Source organism: Vibrio syngnathi, assembly GCF_002119525.1.
GTDB classification, from domain to species: Bacteria; Pseudomonadota; Gammaproteobacteria; order Enterobacterales; family Vibrionaceae; genus Vibrio; species Vibrio syngnathi.
Genome location: NZ_CP017916.1, coordinates 2,213,966 through 2,233,451, shown reverse-complemented (window position 1 = coordinate 2,233,451; position 19,486 = coordinate 2,213,966). Strand labels below are relative to the sequence as shown.

Sequence of the window (19,486 nt, the reverse complement as noted above, 5' to 3'; positions counted from 1 at the left end):
TATTGGCATGTATGATTAAATTAATGTCAATTTTTCGCCAACTAGTTATAGACCAAGACTTTCCTCCCAGTTAGAAAGCGTTATTAAACCAACGACAAAAGCGGTATTAACGACCAAATGCGCAATTTTGTACAAAAGTTGTGAGAGCCTATAGAGTAGACTGATAAGTCGCTCGATAATTAAAAGGCTTGGGGATGGTTATGGATAACAAAAAGCGTTCTAAAGAGAAAGCCGAATACAAGATCACAGAAGAACTCGGTGGCCTTGAAATCCTCAATGCAGAATACGAAAAGCAGAATTTCTCACGTCACAGCCATGAGGGTTACACACTCGGTGTGATTGAGCAGGGTGCTCAGCGCTTCTATCGAACGGGAGGGCATCATGTCGCACCTCAAGATGCCATCATTCTGGTCAATGCTGATGAAGTTCATAGCGGTCATTCCGCCACTGAAGGCGGTTGGGCGTATCGCGCGATGTACCCACTCCCAGAGCAACTTGCTAAGATCACTCAAGAGCTAAACTTACCGAACTACGGCGCGCCTTACTTCCCAAGAGCTGTTGTTGAAGATCCTGAACTCGCCAATCAGCTCAGATTAGTTTTCAACACGATTGATGAATCAGATAATCGCCTGCTAAGAGAAACTTTGATGTATGGGATGTTGGTTAAACTGATTAGCCGACATGGTAAATCTCCGCTGAATCCTCAACTCGATGGGAAGGCTCAGCGCCAGCTTGTCTTGGTGAAAGAGTTTCTAGATGACTTTCCACAAGCTGATGTGTCATTAGATGAGCTGTCTAAACTGGCGGCTTTGAGCCCGTTTCACTTAGTGCGTTCTTTTCAGAAAGAATTTGGTCTTCCGCCGCATGCGTATCAAATCCAATCTCGGTTAAGGCTTTCGCGTAAGTTATTGAAACAAGGACATACCATTTCTGATACCGCGCAAGAGTGTGGTTTTCATGATCAAAGCCATTTTCATCGACACTTCAAAAAGGCCAATGGATACACGCCGGGGCAATACATCAAAATGCTCTAAACTTGCGTGGCTAAGGCATGGATAACTTGTGTTAAGTGCGGTTAAGTACGGCAAACAGAGGGGCATGAAATCGAGCAAGTTTGTACAATCGAACCGACTCAACTCCTCTTACATTGAATAGCTAATGTGAAGAGAGAAAAGAACTATATGGATAGTGAAAGAATGGATAGACGAACACAGTTATGGAAGGGCGTTTTAGCGGGAATGCCCTTGAGCATTGCAGTAATCCCTTGGGGAATTCTAGCGGGCTCATATGCGATAGATGCTGGATTGAGTCAGCTTCAAGCGCAAGCGATGTCGGCTATTCTATTTGCTGGCTCAGCACAACTTGTCGCTGCGGGTATGTTCAAAGCGGGTATTGGTCTAGGCACCATGTTGTTGACTACCTTATTCATCACGTCTAGACACTTTCTGTATAGCGTATCGATGCGTGACAAAATCAGCCATCTTCCTGCGCGTTGGCGTCTATTACTCGGATTTTGGCTCACCGATGAGCTGTTCGCGATCTGTAGTGGGCAGTCTCAGCATGAGTTTAATCGTTGGTACGCTGCAGGTGTAGGTGGTGGTTTTTACCTCGTTTGGAATATCGCGAGCTTCGTTGGCATTGTTGCAGGTAGTCAAATTCCATCACTTAACGAGATTGGGCTCGACTTCGCGGTTGCAGCAACCTTTATCGCTTTGGTGTTTCCGTTAATTAGTACTTTGCCTGTCGTGGTGTGTGTTGTCGTTTCACTGGTCACTTCGGTTGCCATGTCAGTCAACAACATTGAGGGTGGGCTAATGATTGCAGCGATTACCGGTATGTTAGCGGGCTTTTTCAGCGAATCGTTTCAAGATCGAAACAACGGAAACAAGCCAATCGGGGAGGGGAAATAGAGATGATTTGGTTAACGATATTACTCATGACTGCGATTGTTTTCTTTAGTCGGTATGTGTTTCTAGAGCCTACAGTTCCTCTTCGACTCAATAGTACAGCGAGGCGTCTACTAAGATATTCAAGCCCAGCGGTGCTTACCGCAATTTGGGGGCCGATTGTATTTTCACCAGAACAAACATTTTGGCCAAGCTTTGAAAATCCATATTTGATAGGCGCGCTGGTGACTGGCTTGCTGATTTGGAAAACAGGCAATGTGCTACTTACTATTGGCGTCAGTATGGGCGTGTTTTTGTTCTATAACCTTGTCGCGGTTGATTACCTATTTAACGGATAGACCTTGCAACGTATAGCGTGGTGGCATCTAATGTACGGATTCACTGTTTGTGTGTTTAGGTAAGGAGTTAGTTTGGCTAAGAAATATTATGTGGTTTGGAAAGGTCGCACGCCGGGTATTTTTACTACTTGGAATGAGTGTAAAGCGCAAGTTGATGGTTTTGCTGGTGCGAGATATAAATCGTTCCCAACACTAGGCGAGGCTGAATCTGCTTTTGGCGGTAAATCTTCTTCAGCGCCTAAACCCGGCTCAAAGTCTGCTTTTGCGAAGCCAAGCTCTGCCGGTAAGGCGGCGAAAGCGAAAGTCCCGCCTCTTACTCAGCAGCAAATCACTGATATGTCTTTTGATATCAAGATCTTTACTGATGGCGGTTGTGAGCCAAACCCAGGTGAAGCAGGGACGGGTTTAGCCGTTTACCAAAATAACCAGTTAGCAGAATTGTGGTATGGCTTGTATCAGCCAATGGGTACTAACAATACCGCCGAATTACACGGGCTTAAGCAAGCGTTTATGCTCGCGAAAGAGAAATTGAATGCGGGTCAGTCTGTGGCAATTTATAGCGACTCAAAATACTCAATTGATTGTATTACTAAGTGGGCAACGGGTTGGGAGAAAAAGGGTTGGACCAAGTCGGGTGGCGAAATCAAGAACCTCGATATTATTAAACCTGCGTATGCTCTCTACAAAGAGCTTGCTTCAAAAATCACCATCTATCATGTGAATGGTCACGTTGGTATTGAAGGTAACGAATTGGCCGATAGAATGTCGATTGTGGCTATTGCTTCTAAAGAACAAGACTTAAGTCGATATAGTGAAATCAGCGATATTTCAGAAATACTCGCTTTACGTGCCGGCTAATTTAAAATTTGAAAAAGCCTTAGTGATCGAAGACTAAGGCTTTTTTGTTGGTGATAGTGATAGTGATAGTGATAGTGATAGTGATAGTGATAGTAAAGTAAGACGCCCCGTCGTGATTTGTTAAGCAGGGTTTTCTATCCAGCGCGACAATTGCTGAGCCTGTTTAATTGAGTTGAAACTCTGTTCGACTCTTGCCCTTGCTTTATATCCCATACTTGCTTTTGCATTGCTGCTTAGCTGAGCAAAGCTTTCAATCGCGTATCTAAGCTCTTCAACGTTTTTTTCATTGACCAGATAACCCGTGTCTGGAGTAACGATCTCCTTGCAGCCCATGATGTTGGTGGTAATCACCGGCGTTCCCACCGCCATTGCTTCTTTTAAAACCAACGGTCCGGTATCGACACATCCCGTTTGAGAAAAACAAAAGGGCGCCACTAAACTGTCGTAATGAGAGAGGTGTTGTTTTACCCATTCATGAGGTTTGGCCCCTAAAAAGGTGACGTTTGTAGTCAAATTTTGCTGCTGCACTTGTTCGATTAGCTGATCTTCCAGATCTCCTGTGCCGACAATATCCAAATGAATGTTGAGTGGCTCGGCAATAGGCGCAAGTGCTTCAATCAAATGATGAATTCCTTTTTGCTCGACGAGACGACCAAGAAAAACGAGACGGAGCTGCTTCTCTTCGACTTTAGGTTGCATGGGGAACTGTTCAGTATTCACTCCGCAATGGAGCAGTTTCACGTTGCCTTTTGCAAGGGCGTTGAAGTCTCGCAACATGTCCCCACATACAGCGACAACAAAGTCGCTTGAAGATATCTTGTGTTCAATATCATAAGCGAATTCATAGACATCGTGACCGTGCGCGACGAACGAACAGGTAATGTTTAAAAGCTTTGCAGCAACGATAGCGTGAGCCGCTGTGTGTTGGCAAAAATGAGCATGAACATGATTCACGTCTTTTTCGGCGAGTTGCAGAGCCAGTTTGAATCCATAGGCAAACAGTGATTTCTTCGGCATGCTGCTTTGCTTGGAAACAAACGAAAGTGCTTTAACAAAGCCTAGCCAGTTGATACTGGTTATCTTACCCGCCCGAATATCCTTGCCGATTTTAATAATGTCATAGTCAAAGGCTTTATCGCTCTCTTCAACCTCGAAAGCCATGACACATACTTCATGCCCACAAGCTTTAACGGAATCGACCTCTGTCTGGATAAAGGTTTCACTGAGTACCGGATAGGTGGGTGCCACAAATGCTACTTTTTTCATTTTCTTGTCCTCTCGCCAACCAATTACATTCAACACTGCAAAATACGAACCAAAGCAAAAAACCTATATAGAATGGGTGCTCCCGCTCAATCGCATCGATATTGTTGTTTTGTTTCTCTCGCTTTCTCAAAATGGCAGTCAAATTGGAATATCCATTCTCTATGTGAGAGGAGAGTCTCTGTCATTTTGAGAATATGAATGTAGATGCCTGTATTTTATAGGGCTTGGCTGTTGGCACAGAAACTGCGTAAGTACCTCTATGATTTTTAATTTGCGAGATAAATGTTATGGCTAAAGTCAGCGTCATTATTCCTACTTACAACTGTTTGGATTACTTGCCTAAGGCGATTGGTAGTGTCCTTAAGCAGTCTCATCAAGACATTGAATTAATCATTATTGACGATAACAGTAATGATGGAACGTCGATTTATCTCGCTTCGATACATGATGAGCGCATCATTAAATTATCAACTCTGGGTGTGGGTGCACCTCAAGCGAGAAACCTTGGAATAGAGAAAGCAACAGGTGAATATATTGCTTTTTTAGATGCGGATGACTTCTGGTATCCCGAAAAACTCGAACGCCAGCTCGAATTTCACCAAAGATACCCAGATCTCGCAATGAGTTTTACCAACTACGAACATCTCACCGAAGAGTACCAATCGATTGTCGATTGCTTTAGTTACTGGTCGCAATTTCAAGACAAAGATGAGTTGTTCATCAACATTGAGAGCCCTTTAGAATTCATTATTGAAAACAATGTTATTGGTACATCGACGGTGATGGTGAAAGCCGATGTGTTTTCCAAAACAGACAGTTTTAACGCTGATATCAAGTACGGGGAAGATTGGGAATTGTGGTTACGAATGAGTGAAAACCATCAGATTGGCGTGTTGAACTCGGTACAGGTCGGTTACTTGATGAGAGCGACCTCAGTGACTCAAACTGAAAGCCTCAAATTGAGGAATTTGCAATCCATAGAATCCATTCTTCAACGTTACCAAAATGACAGTCAACGATGGAACCTGCCAGCGTCGAGTTTTAAAATAGCAAAAGCGAGAATACTAGAAGGCTACGCAGACTATTATCGAGGGTTACAGCAAAATAGACAGGCCGTTGCTTACAGTTTTCGATCTTTGGTTATGGCTCCGCATAAGCGAACGTTACGACACCTAATAGGAGACTGTAAGAGTTTCCTAACGCCGGCATGGTAAAGGATTGGTGACTTTATGGACTCATTGAAACAGTCGGCTTATTACGCCATTGGCATTGTTATGATGAAAGGGATCTCTTTGGTGATGATTCCCTATATCACGCACAAAATGACGTTGGCTGAATATGGGTCACTAGAAGCCATGATTTTATTGGCCGATATCGGAACCATTCTGTTTAGCTTTGGTATTGTTGATGCCATGTATCGATATGTCGGTACGGCGCAAGGGCAGGATAAAAAGCAGTTGGTATCGAACTGCTTCACGCTCAGTGTATTAGTGTGTGTGCTTGGGGGGCTGCTAATCGCGTTGAGTATGCCGTTACTCATTCTTTCACTGCCGATAGAGTTTCAAGCTTATCAAATCCTGTTGTTACTCATTCCCACTATGTTAGACGGCGCGATTTCTATTCCGCTGACGTTAATGCGCATGAACGCGTTGGCGAAGCGCTTCTGCATGCTCAATGTGATGAAAGCGAGCGTTCAAGCCATCATGACCTTTGTGTTGCTCGAAGCGGGCTACGGTATCGATGGCGTTCTTATTTCATCGGCCATTTCCAGTATATTGTTGATGGCGTGCTTATTACGTTATCAATGGCAAGAAATGGGTTCATTTGGTTACCTGAAAGACTCAATCAAGATCTTGAAATTTGGGTTACCTGTTCTGGTCGGTGCCGCGTCGGTATACATGATTAACGGGTTAGACCGTTGGTTTATGGCTAGCTTGGTTGGGGTGGAAGATCTCGCTATCTATGCTGTGAGTGGTAAGTTTGCGCTGATTCTTGGTCTGTTACTTCAGCCATATGCGTTGTGGTGGTTTCCAAATCGAATCGCTATCTTGCAGCAGCCGAACGGAAAGAAAACGTGTGCCAATAGAGCTTTGTTGGGGGTAAACTTAGCAATTATTCTGGGAACGTTAATGATCCTGACTGTTCCCGGTTTCATCTCGTTGATTTTACCCGCGAGTTACCAATATGCAGGCACCATAGTCGTCGCGTTGCTCGCCATCGGAGTTATTAAGAATGCAGGTGATTATTTGAATCTTGGTTGCTTTAGTGGCGATTCCAGTCAAGCACAAATGTGGATACAAAGTGGTTGCGCTCTATTGGCGGTGATTGGGTATGTTATTGCTACTCCAATCTACGGATTATGGGGAGTGGTTATGGTGTTGGGTGCGACCTATACCTTGCGCTTGGGTCTTTTGTATTTTGTTAGCCAAACAATGGTACATCTTCCTTACGCACACACTCAATGGATAACCGCTGTTGTCATTGGCGTTATTGCGATTGTGAGCGATAGGTTAATGGGGGCACTATTGGTTAATGTTCATGACTTCATTTTAGGAAGTGTTATCGGAATCGTGACGCTATTAGCCTTTGTTAAGTGCGCCGTAATCCCCGTGCCTCCAACACTACTTGCGAAGTTCCAAAGTAGTAAGCACTCACATGTTAGTTGAAATAGGCATACTCAAAAGTGTAAACGCTATAAAAGTGACAGTTTCACTTCGCCCTTGGTGAGCTATATCAACAGCACTTCTGAAAATACTTCGATAAATAGCTTTAAAGTTGATTAAAAACACTGTTCATAATCTTTTTGATTAGTTAGTATTTATAGATTCAATGAATACTAAATATGGAAAGATATATGAACAAGTGGATGCTGCTTCTCTCTTTGTTTTCTGCTGCCTCATACAGCGATTCTGAGTTTTTAATTGAGAACCTTGATACTCCCGACTTCAATTCAACGGATTTCAAGCCGCCAGAGGTTTCTCTACAGGAACAAAACAATGTCGTTTGTGAAAGTGTTGTTTGTAATTCAATTTCCCAATCGCAGCCCGTTCCTGAAGTGGGCGAAGTGCCTGATCGAGAACCGAATAAAACAATAGAAACGCTGGCGAGTGCGATATATATCGTGGGTGAAATTGGAATTGCAGATAATTTGTCTGAACCAGACGAAGAGCATTATATTGTCGAGTAATGATTAATTAAAATGGCGGCATGTGAAGCGATTAAATACAGAGTTTTCTGTATTAATTGACCTCAGATGGCCAAGCGCTTCAATAAAGCATGTTCTGTGTTTCTTGCCATGTCTGGTGCGAATTTACTGGTGAGCCGGCAGTAGGAATTAAGTGGTTTGTGAGTTGTATTTGTCGCTGGGTTTGGTGCCATTAAAGAAGAGAGTGCCTATCTAGAGCCCACCTCTTGATGTCGATTTAAATATGGGTGTACGCACGCCTAGGTCAACATCACGATACCGTGCATTAATACGACACTGGAGGTGAGCCGAGTTCTCATGTCAAAGTAGCCATCCGGGCCTTCGCTTTGGTTTTCTTCTCTCACCGACCTTTCCGCTCGCCAAACCGCAATATAGCCGATGATAAGAGTCAGAGTAGTGAGAAACTCTTTTTGTTCCCCAATTAGCACCGCTAACCATGCGGCTAACACAATCACGTTGCTTAGAATCAGAGCCTTATTGCTTGATTGGCTTTCGAAATTTTCGATGCCATTTCCCCACAAAATACCCGACAAAAAACTCAATATGACCACGCTGTAGGTGATGAAGAGTGTCTCGCCACTCAGGCCCAAGAATTGACTGTCGGTTAGAGACAGCAGTAGGCCAAATAGAAACGGGATTAGCCCCATGTAACCGAGCTTGGCCATGGTATTGCGGGTTTGAGTTGGCGCTAAATAATCAGACCTCATAGCTGCTGCTCAATCGCATTTTTGAGTGTCGCACTTACAGGTGATGTCGAGCTAGGGAAGGTTGCCACCACTTTACCTTTTTTGCTGATTAGGAATTTGTAGAAGTTCCATTTGGGTGTGACGCCTGCTTGTTGTTGGATTTCGGCAAACACAGGGTTAGCGCTACTACCAGATAGGGATGCTCTAGCCATCATCGGAAAGGTAACACCGTAGTCGAGATAGCAAATTTTGGCTGACTTCTCTTCGCTTCCTCGGTCTTGGCGAAAATCATTGCTTGGAAAGCCGACAACCGTGAAGCCTTGGTCTTTATAAGTCTGATGCAATTGCTCTAGCTGTTTAAACTGTGGTGTGAAGCCACATTGGCTGGCTGTGTTCACAACCAAAAGGGTTTTACCTTGGAACTCTTCACACAGGTCTATCTCTTCGTTGGAGTTTAATAAACGTTGTTTGCCGTTGAGTATCTCAGGGCAACTTGATGCAACAGCGATAGAAGTCGTTAGGCTCGCAATCAGGGCGGTGGAGCAAAGCAGCGAAGGTTTCATAGGTTTGGCTCATTTTAGTTGGCGTAACTGTTAGTACTCTTGCGCAGCTCGAAATGATCACTCTGCTAATCACTAATCATCACTATTTATGAACTAATCAAGTGTCATCGCTGATGAGATATGGAGCGACCAAACGACTTATGTTCACCTTTGCACCAAGGCGAGCAGCTAACAGGTACATGCCCCCGATTTTACGGTGTAGGAACAGGGCATCTGCTGGTGGCGTATGCCAATACTCTTGTTCCATGCTGAGTATGGTTCCGGCTTCGCGTAACCTTTGAGCGAGCCCGCTGGCTTTGAAGTCGTACTCTTCGTCAACCAACATGGGTTCACAAGCCATAGTCACTAAGTTAAGAATGGCTTGGCGCTGCTCGGGCAGTATGGCTTCGCTAAAGAACCCAATCTGTTCGAGTGCTTGATTGAGCCCTGATTCGTCTTGATTAACACCAGAGGTAAAGGCCAAACGATAGCCATCACTGAAGCGGTCGCTGTACTCTCGAGTTGCCCCAAAATCTAACAGCCCAATCTGGCGCGTGTTTTCAACGTAAAGGTAGTTGGCGAAGTTAGGGTCGGTCTGCACCATCTTAAAATCGAACAATTCCCTGAACATGAGTTCGAGCAGGCTGCGCATGACAAAATCACGAGTACCTTGATCGTAACCTTCTATTTGCTCTATCGAGACACCTTCAATGAAGTCCATCGCGAGCACTGATTCTGAAGACATTTGAGGGTGAATCTTAGGCACGACGAAGTGAGCGTGTTCTTTCAGTGCATTATGGTAACGTGTCGCGTAGTCAGCCTCGCGAGTATAGTCCGCTTCATCATGGAGCTGTTTCTTAGCTTCTTCTAGTAAGCCTTTATAATCGACGGACTTGGGTATCAAACCAACGATGTTAAGCAATGTGCCTACGTTGTCCACATCACTGTCGATGCTTTTTCGAATACCTGGATATTGGACTTTGATGGCAAGTTTGTCTCCCGCATCACTGTAAGCTTGGTGAACTTGTCCTATGGACGCACTTGCGATAGGTTTAAAGTTGAAGGAAAGGAATTCGGCTTTCCAGTTGATGCCGAGTGAGCTTTCTAATACTTGGTTGAGCTGCTTTGTTGGCAGAGGGTCGGCGTCTGAGCGTAGGCGAGAAAGAATGTCGGCGAGTTCAGGTTCGAGGACATCGCCAGCGTCCATTGACAACATTTGGCCAAGCTTCATCGCTGCACCGCGCAAGTGTGCGAGTTGGTCAGTCAGGCGAGCAATGTTTTGTGGCGTTAGCAGTAAGTCTTTTGCTTTGGGCCTATTGCCCTGTGCGAGTTGTTTGGTGCCTTCCGTTATCACATTACCCGCGACCCTTGTCGCCAGCGAGGCAAACTTACTGAATCTCGAAATTCGATGTGTAGGAAGGTTTCTCTCTTTTGCCGACATAAAGGTTCTCACTTAGTTATCAAGACTCACTACAAAGTTCTATAAATCATTACCCAACCGAATGTTTTGTTGTGATTACTTGTTTTTTTGTAATAAATTGTCTCGTGGAACAGTAAACAAAATTAGTAAGGACAAAGCATGAAGTTTATTTGGTTGAAAGTGGCGGTCACGGTATTGGTATTCGCAGCGCTGTTTGGCATTGTTTATTACAAAGTCGCCAGTGGCATGTCTTAACCGAACGGTCATAAGAGAAAATTAACTCAAGCCGCTATTTAGTGCAGCTGTTTCCGTTGCAGCGTGATTTTCCAGTTAGCCAGAAAGAGACTTTGTATCGGTTCTTGGCAAACCGCAGATAACACCAGTCGGCTATTGGCTTAAATATCGCCCAGCGTAATGGGGCATAAAGCCAACCTTTGCCCACCAGCTCCCACGCTTGGTAAGTCACGTCCAAACCCAGCAGTAATTTTCCATTCTCATCGAGTGCATGCAAAATCGTATTGGCTGCGTCTGCATCTATCTGCGGGTAGTCTAAAAACGCTTCACTGTAGATATCGATGGTTTGAATCTGATTTTTGGTATCATGCTTGGCAAGCGCTGCCATCTCTTTTGCGCATAACGGGCATGTCCCATCGTAAAATATCGTTAATGCAGTCATTGTTTTTCTTACTCTTTTCGTTAATACCAATCTATACGACATCACCAATTAGGTGGATCATTCTGCCCAGTTATCCGACACTGTCATTGTGAGAACTATTTTACAGTATCATCTAGAGGTAACATCCGTTCTATGCATTTACAAATTAAGAGCCTATCTCTAATGACAACAAAGTTAATGAACCGTTTCATTATAGCTATGACTGCGCTGATGCTCGGCGGTTGTGTTAGCTACAGCGTGACTGAGCAAGAAATGACGAACTACCTGCAAGATTCGGTGATGTTAGAGCAGGAAGTGGGTGTACAAAACGTTATGTACGCGCAAGTCGCTGTCGATGACTTGGCGGTGCAAATTGGTAGAGCTGATACCGAGCGTGTGTCTGTTTTAGCGAACACCAATGCAAAAGTTCAGGTGTTCAATATGCCGAATATGGGGTTGAACTTGGATATCGAGTTCAGTGCGATTCCTGAATACGACAAAGAGAGCGGCGAGATTTATTTGAAATCACTGCGTTTAGAGCGCTTTGAAGAAAAAGATAAACAGCTTTCGCCAGAGATTGCCAAACTGCTTAAGCCTGCCGTTTCCATGATTGGTTTTGCTTTGTCCCAGTCTCCAGTTTACAAGCTCGACAGTAATAAGGTGCAAGAGTCGTTGATTAAATCTTCTGAGCCTAATCTGGTGATTAAAGATAATAAGTTGGTTATTGAGTTGTTTGACTAATTCGTTTTAAATTAGGATCTGCATTATGGCTATCTTTCGGGTAGTCATTTTTTATGACCCCAGTTAATTATCACCTCACTTTATTAAAATCAGATCGTTACCATTCAAAACAGTGAACGCTTAAATCGTTGATGCTCTCATTCAAAGTTCTGCTTTCTTCATTGGTGAAGACGGTAAGCTGTGGTTATGATGAAGTTAAAGTGAACTTCATTTATTTGTGATTACCAAGGATAGGGTAGCAATGAGAAACATCGTATATTTGACGATAGGGCAGTTATCGGAGCGCAGTGGTGTGGCGCCTTCAGCGCTGCGCTTTTATGAAACCAAAGGGCTGATTGCTTCAATCCGCACCAATGGCAATCAACGTCGCTACCAATCCGCGATGTTGCGACGAATCGCCCTGATTCAAGTCGCGCAGTCGATAGGTTTTACGCTGGAAGAGATCACCGAAGAGTTGTCTACCTTACCCATGAACCAGACGGCGACTAAGCGAGATTGGGAACGAGTTGCGAAGAAGTGGCAAGGACAACTCGACAGCAAGATGGCACAAATCCGTTCGTTACAAGAGAATCTAACTGGCTGTATCGGCTGTGGTTGTTTGAGCATGCAGAAGTGCCATTTACTGAACCCTGAAGACATCCTGCACGACCAAGGACAGGGCGCACAACGCATTGTCGATTAGTGCCTGTTCCTTGGTTGGTTGTCGTTCTGAGTTTAACGAATTCGTAATTCATCGAATCCAACACACTCGATGTGGTTGTCGCTGAGCCATTGTTTCAACGATGTACTGGTTAAGAGATTGTATTCTTCCACTCTCTTATCGTCATAACCAGATAGTGATTTCAGTTCTTCACTCACAGAAAACGATGGGTGACACATCAACTCTACGGTGCTGTTAGGCATGGTAGTTTGGTAGCTCAACAGAATATCTTGCAAGCTGTTAAGGGAGATTCCTTGATCAAAAAATCGCATATCAAAAGCGTCCGGTGTAGGCACCAACAGTGAACCTTGCCCACTTATAATGTTGTCGATGCGCCTTACTGGCAAACCGATAGTATTTGCTGTTTGAGTAAACGCCGCTTTGAGAGGTTTGAATACACCACCAAAATGATGGCTGTCGATATGATTGATCTTTAAACCGGCATTGATGGCAGCTTGATACTGTGCGTTAAGCTCTAGCACAACCTCATCTTCGACCACATCAGCTTTGTTAAATAAAACCGCTTTATCTAAGAAGTTACCTTGGTCATCCACCAAGCTTGGTACTAAATCTGGTGAACTAAGAGGTTTCCCTGAAGTAACCGTAAAGTGCAAGCCAACTTCTGGAACCAAACCTTGATGGTAAAGATCGATGGCGTGTTGTGTGCCCGGTTGGTTCATCATGATGGTGGTCGACTTCACCATGCCTGCTTTGAAGCACTCAACAATGCCATGGTTTACCGTTTCAGTGAGGCCGAAATCATCGGCGTTTAATATCAGTTTCATCGTTGGCCTCTTATTATTAAAATCGATTGTAGGTGATTGGTGTTAGCCCATTTTCGAGTGAGCTAACACGACTAGGTTATTGCTTATTCTGAGTTAGTCTATGAGCAAACGCAGGCATGAAGTCTAGGTTCTCTCGTATTGTTTCTTGTAGTGCTTCATCGATATGAGAACCACTATCGACGATAGGGTTCAGAATCAAAGCACGCTTAGCTAACGCAATATCGCCGGTCATGGCCGCTTTAACGGTTAAGGTTTCGAATTCTTTCATTTGTTGTATGAGGCGAAGTGTATCGCTATCAAAGGGTTCGACGTTCAATGGAAGAATCGCACTGTTGGTGATAACAGAACTGACTTCTACCGCGCAGTCATCAGGAAGCCCTTGAATAGCACCATTGTTGCGTGTGTTGACGTGCATGATAGAACGCTTGTTGTTGTGAATACTGCTCATCAGTTCACAAGCTGCTTCAGAATAATGGGCACCACCTCGTTCTTCTAATAATTTCGGTTTGGTATCCAGCATCGGATCTCTGTAGGTTTCGAGCAATTGTTGTTCAACTTTTGCAACCAAGTCGGCGCGATTTTCGCTTTTTTCAGACGCCGCAAACTCTTTGTCTAGAATATCTCGTGACTGATAGTAGTAACGTAGGTAAGCACACGGCACCAGATTCAATGATCGAATCAACTCGGCATCCCATTCAAATGGGGGGATGTTCTTGGGCATCATTTGGTCATTGCCACCAAGGAGTTGCTCAATCACTTCTTGAAGTTTGTCCTCGCCGTTATGAAGCACTTTTCGAGCCCACACAAGGTGATTTAAACCTGCGATTTGCATGGTGATATCTTCGCGTTCAGCGCCAAGCATTTTTGCTGCACCACGTTCCATGTTCACGGGGATATTACACAAACCGACCGTTTTGATGGTTGAGTGCTTAATTAAGGCTTCGGTCACCATGCCTGATGGGTTAGTAAAATTGAGCAACCATGCATTCGGACAAAGTACTTCCATCTCTTTTGCGATTTCTAAAGCAATGGGGATGGTTCGACAAGCGTTAGAAAAACCACCTAATCCGTTAGTCTCTTGGCCTATCATGCGATATTTAAGTGCAATTCTTTCGTCGCGTAATCTTGCTTCTAACCGACCTGCTCGAAATTGAGAACAGACAAAGTTTGCGTCAACGAGCGCCGCTTTTCGGTCTGTCGTGAGGTGTACCGTGATATCACAGTTGGTTTTTTTAATCATTCGCTGCGTCAAATCGGCAATCACTTGCGCTTTTTCCATGCCTTCTTCGATATCGACTAGCCAAAGATCAGAAATCGGTAATTCGTGATAGCGTTTTAGTAAGCCTTCGATGAGTTCAGGGGTGTAACTTGAGCCACCACCAATCACCGCGACTTTTAGTTTTTGTTTTTGCATCATTTTACTCACCATTATTATTTAGATTACACGGTTTAATCTATATGATGAACAAGTACACCGACAAACCAGTATCGATGGTTTACGCATTAGTGAGGTTAATCTATGGGCTTGTTTGAGAATCGCCAACAAACGCTGTCGCTGTTGCACACATTCAGTGTTTCGGCCAAGCATTTGAGTTTTACTCTTGCTGCCGAAGAACTATTTCTGACTCAAGGTGGAGTCAGTCATCGTATTAAAAAACTAGAACAACAATTGAAGTTCAACTTGTTTGTTCGTAAGACGAGAAAGCTTGAACTCACACCTGAAGGGCAACGTGTTCTGGCTATGTTGAATGTCTCTTTCGAATCTATTTTTTCTGAGCTAGTAGACATTCAAACCGGAGAGCTGAGCGGGGAGTTGTACATTGCAACCTCCCCTTATTTTGCGTCCTCTTGGTTGATGCCTCGTTTGCCTGAGTTTAGACAACTGTACCCAAATTTAAGCATCAAACTGCAAACCAAGCAGAACCAATCTGATTTTCAATTTGAACCGTATGATGTGGCAATATTTTACAGCGAAGGCCACTATCCAAATCATCACAGTGAGCGATTGTTTACAGGAATTCGAACGCCTGTGTGCAGCCCTGAATATGCTGAAAAATTCAGCCTAGTAAAGGGAATACAGTATTTGGATCGCATTCAGTTCATCCACAGTGGGGATGTTACGGCATGGCAACGTTGGTTACATGAAGCCCAAAGCGATGTGGATTGTACTTTGCAATGTGATTATTACAGCGATAACCGCTTGGCTATGGATGCTGCAATGCTGTCTATGGGAGTGGCACTAGGACGCCTAGAATTTATGAAGCCGCAGATTGACCAAGGTTTGTTAATTACTCCATTTATGAGTATGGAATCTGGCAAAGGGTATGACCTAGTATGCCCTAAAGGGATGGATCAACGTACTAAGTTTCAAGTGTTTGCTCAATGGGTTAAGCAACAGTTGTGACCGAATAGCGTGCCTAGACAAACACGAATTATAGGTCTAGTTTAGATGGTTCTTTCAATAAAAGAAGAGGTTAGTTATGTTCAGCCATGTTTTTCTCGGTACCGAAGATATTGAACGCGCGAAGGCTTTTTATGACCCAATCATGAAGGTGCTTGGTTATAGCGAAGGCTCTGTTGATCCCAAAGGGCGCTGTGTTTACGTTAGCCAAACAGGTGTGTTGGGCTTAACGAAGCCGATTGATGGTCAGCCTGCGACTCACGGCAACGGCATGACGGTGGGTTTTCTTGCGTCTTCTTCTGAAGTTGTAGATGAATGGCATCGAGTTGGCGTCGAAAATGGCGGCACAAGCATTGAAAATGGCCCCGGAGCGAGAGGCTCTGATGAACGTCGCTTGTACATGGCTTATTTGCGTGATCCTGATGGAAACAAGATCTGTGCAACTCACTTTATGCCATAGTGGCGTATACTTAGGTGACATGGACTGTTAAGGATCGCTGGCGAATGCGAAGAACCAACAAAATGACACCTAATGAACGGTTTTATGAAAGCTTTGAGCGTTGCAGGATAGATCAAGAATTTCTAGAAACGTTTTTGGCGGACTTCTGCGAGCATAACCCAAGGTTTTCAGAACGCTTTGAAAACATAGGGTTTGAGCAACAAACCAAGATGCTTAAAGCCTCGATCATCCTTATCTATAATTCTGCAGGTCTACCGAGCGTACGAAACTCGGTGAAAAAGCTTGGGAAGCGACATAAAGATTTAGGAATGGATATCTCTGAACAAGAACTCAATGATTGGTTCAATTCATTGTTGAATACGGTTAAGAAGTATGACCCTCACTATGATAAAAGTATCGAATCCGCTTGGACACAGACTTTCGAGCGTGGTCTCGACATAATGAAAAAAGAGTGTGTCGTGAAGTAAGCCTCGCATTGCGTGAGGCTTATTTTAGTTGATCTATAGTTTTTTTGGGGCCGTAAACAACGGTTTGAGACTGGTATTCTCTTGTTGTTTATTAATCATTTCGTTTGAATTCATGGAAGCATCGAAGTTAATCGGCAAGAGGTAACTGATAACTGTTTTTCAACTCTTTTACTGAAATGTTCGACTGAATTGCACTTACACCTTTCACTCGTCTGATCGAACTAATACGCTCAAAGTACTCTTCCAAATCTCTAGCTAGCACTTGAATCATATAGTCGGCACCGCCTGCAATACAGTGGCACATTGGAATCCAATCTGTCACCGCGGCAAATTCCTCAAATGGTTCTGTGTTTTTAACTTCGTGGTTACCGAGTGTCACTAGGGTAAAACCTGAAACGTGAAGCCCGAGCTTTTTACGGTTGAGCTGAGCGGTGTAGCCATCAATATAGCCCGTCTCTTCCATACGTTTCCAACGACGCCAGCAGGGTGTTTCACTGAGGTTTACTTTTTCGGCTAGCTTGCTGTTGCTCATGCGGCCATCTTTTTGAATGTGGCCAAGAATAGCAATATCTGTATCATCCAACACTTCGTTGGTGGATTCTTTCACTTTCATGCGTTTTTTTGAAAACTTTTGCTCAAATTTGCACTGATAATAGCGCATATAGCAATTTTATTCCTAGTCGAACCTGTAAACTTTGCTCCAAACAACATATTACTAACTAGGAGAGAAAGAATGAGCGCTCAATTGATGCTAGCGTTCTTGCTGTTTTCAATATCAATTGGAATTACACCAGGAGCTGGAAACATTGCATTGCTTGGGATATCGAGCCGGTATGGATTCGCGGCGACGTTGCCTTTTGTCTCTGGAAATGCTTTTGGCATTATTATCATATTGGCAGGATCTAGTGCTGGATTAGTCAGCCTGTTTACTCTGTATCCGGAAATTTACACGATAATGAAGTACCTTGGTGCGGCTTATTTACTGTTCATGGCTTGGTCGATTGCCAATATGGAAATTGAGCAGGACCATTCAGCAAACCGTTCTGGGTTTGTTTCGGGTGTATTAATTCAAGTGTTAAACCCGAAAGGGTGGATTGCTTCGTTGACCGTTTTTTCTCAGTTCATTACCACGCAGGCAGACTATTTGGTTCAGGTTGTCACTATTACCACCATTATGGTCGTGACCGGTGTATTGTGTATGTTGGTTTGGGCTTACTGTGGAACTATGCTTACTAAGCTACTGCAATCACCTAGGCAGATGATGTTTGTGAATCGTTGCTTGGGTGGCAGTCTCGCACTTGTGGTTGCCTTTATGCTTTATCAACCAGCATAGACACCAGCTTTACAAGATTGCTGCACTAGAGTTCGAGTCACCGGCTGGTGGCTCGAGTTTCCTTGGTGAATGACGACTCTCTCAATCCCATTTCGTACTCCTTACAAATCGATTCAACTAATAATCTAATCAACAACACATCTCTTCGGTATTTTTCATCTTTAAATTAATGAATAACAAAAAATTATCATTAATATAATTTATGATAATTTCATTTAATTAGCCTATCTCCATATACTCTCTCCATCGAAACGAAACACCGAAGCTAATCTTCGGAAAGCATAGAATTAAAAACGAATTTGGAGCAAGTTATGAAAATGAATCACGTAGGCATCATGGTTGGCGACATGGACAAAGCAGTTGAGTTTTACACCAAGGCTCTAGGTCTAAGAATCGTAATGAACAATACCAAAGTGATGGAAGAGCGCGAATCAGCAATTGGCCGTATGTGTATCGCAGTATTTGGTGAAGGCTTCAAAGGCTTCAACATTGCACACCTAGTGACATCCGATGGCATCGGTGTTGAGTTGTTCGAAATGAAAGATCGCCAAGAGCGTCACGAAGTAGACTTCTCTCGTCTAGGCATCTTCCACTTCTGTCTACAGCTTCCAAAAGAGCAGTTCCATTCAGCTATCAAGCGCGTTGAAGAGTTTGGCGGTAAGGTTCGTATGGACATCATGCGTTACCACCCAGAAGACGAACTAAAACAAGCGCAAATGGTTTACCTAGAAGACCCGTTTGGCAATCTATTCGAATTCTACTCGCACACATACGAAGACACGTACGTGACTGATTACGAGTAATCGCGTTACTGCCTTCTATAAGGTAGAAGAACCGAAACACCCCCTAAAGAGGATTGGTAGCGATACCAATCCTTTTTGTTTGTGTGCTTTTTAAGTGATTCATCATATGGGGTGATTAAGAATTGATCAGATTTAAGACGTTGTTAAAGTTGACGTCTTGACGATAAAACCTTTCATGAACATGACGGAAGAAAGCGTACACCATGAAAATATTGGTGCATCTTACCGGATGGTAGCCTTAGCTGTGCAGTGACTATACTCAGCAATATATGGCGAACCAAAAAACAGCGAAAACAGAGAAAAATGCACAGATTAGCGCACCCAAATTACATGAAAAAATCACATATTATCTTTACTGCTCTTATTCTTATGGTATTGGCCGGATGCACTTCAACGTCGGCTGTCGGCAGTTCTAAAACAAAGGAATATGCCAAGTCACACGCTCTTGCTGGTAAAGCTTCTTGGTATGGCGATAAATTCCATGGAAGGCTCACAGCAAGTGGTGAGACATACAACATGAATGCCTACACGGCAGCGCATAAAACCTTAGCCTTTGGCACTATCGTGAGAGTGACCAATACAGCTAATAGCAAGTCGGTCGATGTGAAAATTAACGACCGAGGCCCTTATGTCAAAGGCCGAGTTATCGACCTTTCGCACAAAGCATTTTCAAAAATCGGCAACGTTAAGCAAGGAACAGTGCCTGTAAAAATCGAGATTGTTGATGACAGTAATACCTTTAGGTACAAGCACTAACCACCACAAATCTTCCCTTGAATTGTTGACCACTACAATAGGATGAGGATGATTTGCCTCGAAGTAGGACTAGAAATAAGTGAACTTAGGTGATTATCAAATCGGCTTTCAATGCTGAACCAACGAGCGACATGTTAACTCTGGAAGGGATTGGTAGAGATAC

Annotated in this window: 23 protein-coding genes and 1 pseudogene; 16 read left to right on the top strand and 8 right to left on the bottom strand. The window is 43.8% G+C overall.

The window, feature by feature from the left end; translation table 11 throughout:
- Nucleotides 1-200 precede the first annotated feature (200 nt).
- From K08M4_RS10185 to K08M4_RS10170, 4 genes are all read left to right on the top strand, one after another.
- Nucleotides 201-1,034, top strand: coding sequence for an AraC family transcriptional regulator (locus K08M4_RS10185; RefSeq protein WP_086049785.1), 834 nt, complete (start codon nucleotides 201-203; stop codon nucleotides 1,032-1,034).
- A gap of 147 nt (nucleotides 1,035-1,181) precedes the next feature.
- A complete protein-coding gene (locus tag K08M4_RS10180) occupies nucleotides 1,182-1,910 on the top strand; it encodes an AzlC family ABC transporter permease (RefSeq protein ID WP_086049784.1) in 729 nt (242 codons plus the stop codon).
- 2 nt (nucleotides 1,911-1,912) lie between these two features.
- Entirely contained in the window at nucleotides 1,913-2,245 is a 333-nt protein-coding gene (locus tag K08M4_RS10175; protein WP_086049783.1) for an AzlD domain-containing protein, read from the top strand.
- A gap of 72 nt (nucleotides 2,246-2,317) precedes the next feature.
- On the top strand, nucleotides 2,318-3,103 hold the full coding sequence (locus K08M4_RS10170; protein ID WP_086049782.1) for a ribonuclease H1 domain-containing protein: 786 nt from the start codon (nucleotides 2,318-2,320) through the stop codon (nucleotides 3,101-3,103).
- Nucleotides 3,104-3,223: 120 nt separating this feature from the next.
- Here K08M4_RS10170 and K08M4_RS10165 read toward each other — a convergent pair whose 3' ends face one another.
- Entirely contained in the window at nucleotides 3,224-4,369 is a 1,146-nt protein-coding gene (locus K08M4_RS10165; RefSeq protein ID WP_086049781.1) for a glycosyltransferase family 4 protein, read from the bottom strand.
- 287 nt (nucleotides 4,370-4,656) lie between these two features.
- Between K08M4_RS10165 and K08M4_RS10160 the strand changes: the two genes are divergently transcribed.
- From K08M4_RS10160 to K08M4_RS21980, 4 genes and pseudogenes are all read left to right on the top strand, one after another.
- Complete coding sequence (locus K08M4_RS10160; RefSeq protein WP_086049780.1) at nucleotides 4,657-5,583, top strand: glycosyltransferase family 2 protein; 927 nt, start codon at nucleotides 4,657-4,659, stop codon at nucleotides 5,581-5,583.
- 15 nt (nucleotides 5,584-5,598) lie between these two features.
- Nucleotides 5,599-7,035 carry a lipopolysaccharide biosynthesis protein gene (locus K08M4_RS10155; RefSeq protein ID WP_086049779.1) on the top strand — a complete coding sequence of 479 codons (1,437 nt, stop codon included), beginning with the start codon at nucleotides 5,599-5,601 and terminating at the stop codon, nucleotides 7,033-7,035.
- 188 nt (nucleotides 7,036-7,223) lie between these two features.
- Entirely contained in the window at nucleotides 7,224-7,556 is a 333-nt protein-coding gene (locus K08M4_RS10150) for a hypothetical protein (protein ID WP_086049778.1), read from the top strand.
- A gap of 60 nt (nucleotides 7,557-7,616) precedes the next feature.
- A pseudogene (locus K08M4_RS21980) lies at nucleotides 7,617-7,700 on the top strand (LysE family translocator); the annotation flags it as partial.
- 113 nt (nucleotides 7,701-7,813) lie between these two features.
- On the opposite strand, the gene K08M4_RS10145 reads toward K08M4_RS21980, so the two are convergent.
- The 4 genes from K08M4_RS10145 to K08M4_RS10130 all read right to left on the bottom strand — a co-directional run bounded on the left by K08M4_RS10145 (nucleotide 7,814) and on the right by K08M4_RS10130 (nucleotide 10,898).
- Nucleotides 7,814-8,281, bottom strand: coding sequence for a DUF3429 domain-containing protein (locus K08M4_RS10145; RefSeq protein WP_086049777.1), 468 nt, complete (start codon nucleotides 8,279-8,281; stop codon nucleotides 7,814-7,816).
- Entirely contained in the window at nucleotides 8,278-8,823 is a 546-nt protein-coding gene (locus tag K08M4_RS10140; RefSeq protein ID WP_086049776.1) for a glutathione peroxidase, read from the bottom strand. Before K08M4_RS10140 ends, K08M4_RS10145 begins: the two co-directional genes overlap by 4 nt.
- A 97-nt stretch (nucleotides 8,824-8,920) precedes the next feature.
- Nucleotides 8,921-10,243 carry an ABC1 kinase family protein gene (locus tag K08M4_RS10135; protein ID WP_086049775.1) on the bottom strand — a complete coding sequence of 441 codons (1,323 nt, stop codon included), beginning with the start codon at nucleotides 10,241-10,243 and terminating at the stop codon, nucleotides 8,921-8,923.
- A 268-nt stretch (nucleotides 10,244-10,511) separates the two neighbouring features.
- Nucleotides 10,512-10,898, bottom strand: a complete 387-nt coding sequence (locus tag K08M4_RS10130) for a thiol-disulfide oxidoreductase DCC family protein (RefSeq protein WP_086049774.1) — start codon at nucleotides 10,896-10,898, stop codon at nucleotides 10,512-10,514.
- Nucleotides 10,899-11,060: 162 nt separating this feature from the next.
- Here K08M4_RS10130 and K08M4_RS10125 point away from each other — a divergent pair, with 162 nt between their 5' ends.
- Nucleotides 11,061-11,618 (top strand): YceB family lipoprotein, encoded by a 558-nt coding sequence (locus tag K08M4_RS10125; protein ID WP_086049773.1) that lies wholly within the window; start codon nucleotides 11,061-11,063, stop codon nucleotides 11,616-11,618.
- A gap of 241 nt (nucleotides 11,619-11,859) precedes the next feature.
- Complete coding sequence (gene soxR / locus K08M4_RS10120) at nucleotides 11,860-12,300, top strand: redox-sensitive transcriptional activator SoxR (protein WP_076676861.1); 441 nt, start codon at nucleotides 11,860-11,862, stop codon at nucleotides 12,298-12,300.
- Between the two features lie 32 nt (nucleotides 12,301-12,332).
- Here the strand turns inward: soxR and K08M4_RS10115 are convergent, their stop codons facing one another.
- Together K08M4_RS10115 and K08M4_RS10110 are read right to left on the bottom strand one after the other, a co-directional pair.
- Nucleotides 12,333-13,103: a carbohydrate deacetylase gene (locus K08M4_RS10115; protein WP_086049772.1), complete on the bottom strand. Its 771-nt coding sequence runs from the start codon at nucleotides 13,101-13,103 to the stop codon at nucleotides 12,333-12,335.
- 76 nt (nucleotides 13,104-13,179) lie between these two features.
- Entirely contained in the window at nucleotides 13,180-14,520 is a 1,341-nt protein-coding gene (locus K08M4_RS10110) for a 6-phospho-beta-glucosidase (RefSeq protein ID WP_086049771.1), read from the bottom strand.
- A 102-nt stretch (nucleotides 14,521-14,622) separates the two neighbouring features.
- On the opposite strand from K08M4_RS10110, the gene K08M4_RS10105 reads away from it, so the two are divergent.
- The 3 genes from K08M4_RS10105 (at nucleotide 14,623) to K08M4_RS10095 (ending at nucleotide 16,431) form a co-directional block, all read left to right on the top strand.
- A complete protein-coding gene (locus K08M4_RS10105) occupies nucleotides 14,623-15,507 on the top strand; it encodes a LysR substrate-binding domain-containing protein (RefSeq protein ID WP_086049770.1) in 885 nt (294 codons plus the stop codon).
- 76 nt (nucleotides 15,508-15,583) lie between these two features.
- Nucleotides 15,584-15,964: a VOC family protein gene (locus K08M4_RS10100; RefSeq protein ID WP_086049769.1), complete on the top strand. Its 381-nt coding sequence runs from the start codon at nucleotides 15,584-15,586 to the stop codon at nucleotides 15,962-15,964.
- 62 nt (nucleotides 15,965-16,026) lie between these two features.
- On the top strand, nucleotides 16,027-16,431 hold the full coding sequence (locus K08M4_RS10095; protein ID WP_086050423.1) for a globin: 405 nt from the start codon (nucleotides 16,027-16,029) through the stop codon (nucleotides 16,429-16,431).
- Between the two features lie 127 nt (nucleotides 16,432-16,558).
- Here K08M4_RS10095 and K08M4_RS10090 read toward each other — a convergent pair whose 3' ends face one another.
- Nucleotides 16,559-17,044, bottom strand: coding sequence for an Lrp/AsnC family transcriptional regulator (locus tag K08M4_RS10090; protein ID WP_086050422.1), 486 nt, complete (start codon nucleotides 17,042-17,044; stop codon nucleotides 16,559-16,561).
- A 120-nt stretch (nucleotides 17,045-17,164) separates the two neighbouring features.
- On the opposite strand from K08M4_RS10090, the gene K08M4_RS10085 reads away from it, so the two are divergent.
- The 3 genes from K08M4_RS10085 to K08M4_RS10075 all read left to right on the top strand — a co-directional run bounded on the left by K08M4_RS10085 (nucleotide 17,165) and on the right by K08M4_RS10075 (nucleotide 19,323).
- A complete protein-coding gene (locus K08M4_RS10085) occupies nucleotides 17,165-17,764 on the top strand; it encodes a LysE family translocator (protein ID WP_086049768.1) in 600 nt (199 codons plus the stop codon).
- A gap of 311 nt (nucleotides 17,765-18,075) precedes the next feature.
- Complete coding sequence (locus K08M4_RS10080) at nucleotides 18,076-18,567, top strand: VOC family protein (protein WP_086049767.1); 492 nt, start codon at nucleotides 18,076-18,078, stop codon at nucleotides 18,565-18,567.
- A gap of 303 nt (nucleotides 18,568-18,870) precedes the next feature.
- A complete protein-coding gene (locus tag K08M4_RS10075) occupies nucleotides 18,871-19,323 on the top strand; it encodes a septal ring lytic transglycosylase RlpA family protein (protein WP_086049766.1) in 453 nt (150 codons plus the stop codon).
- The last annotated feature ends 163 nt before the right edge of the window (nucleotides 19,324-19,486 follow it).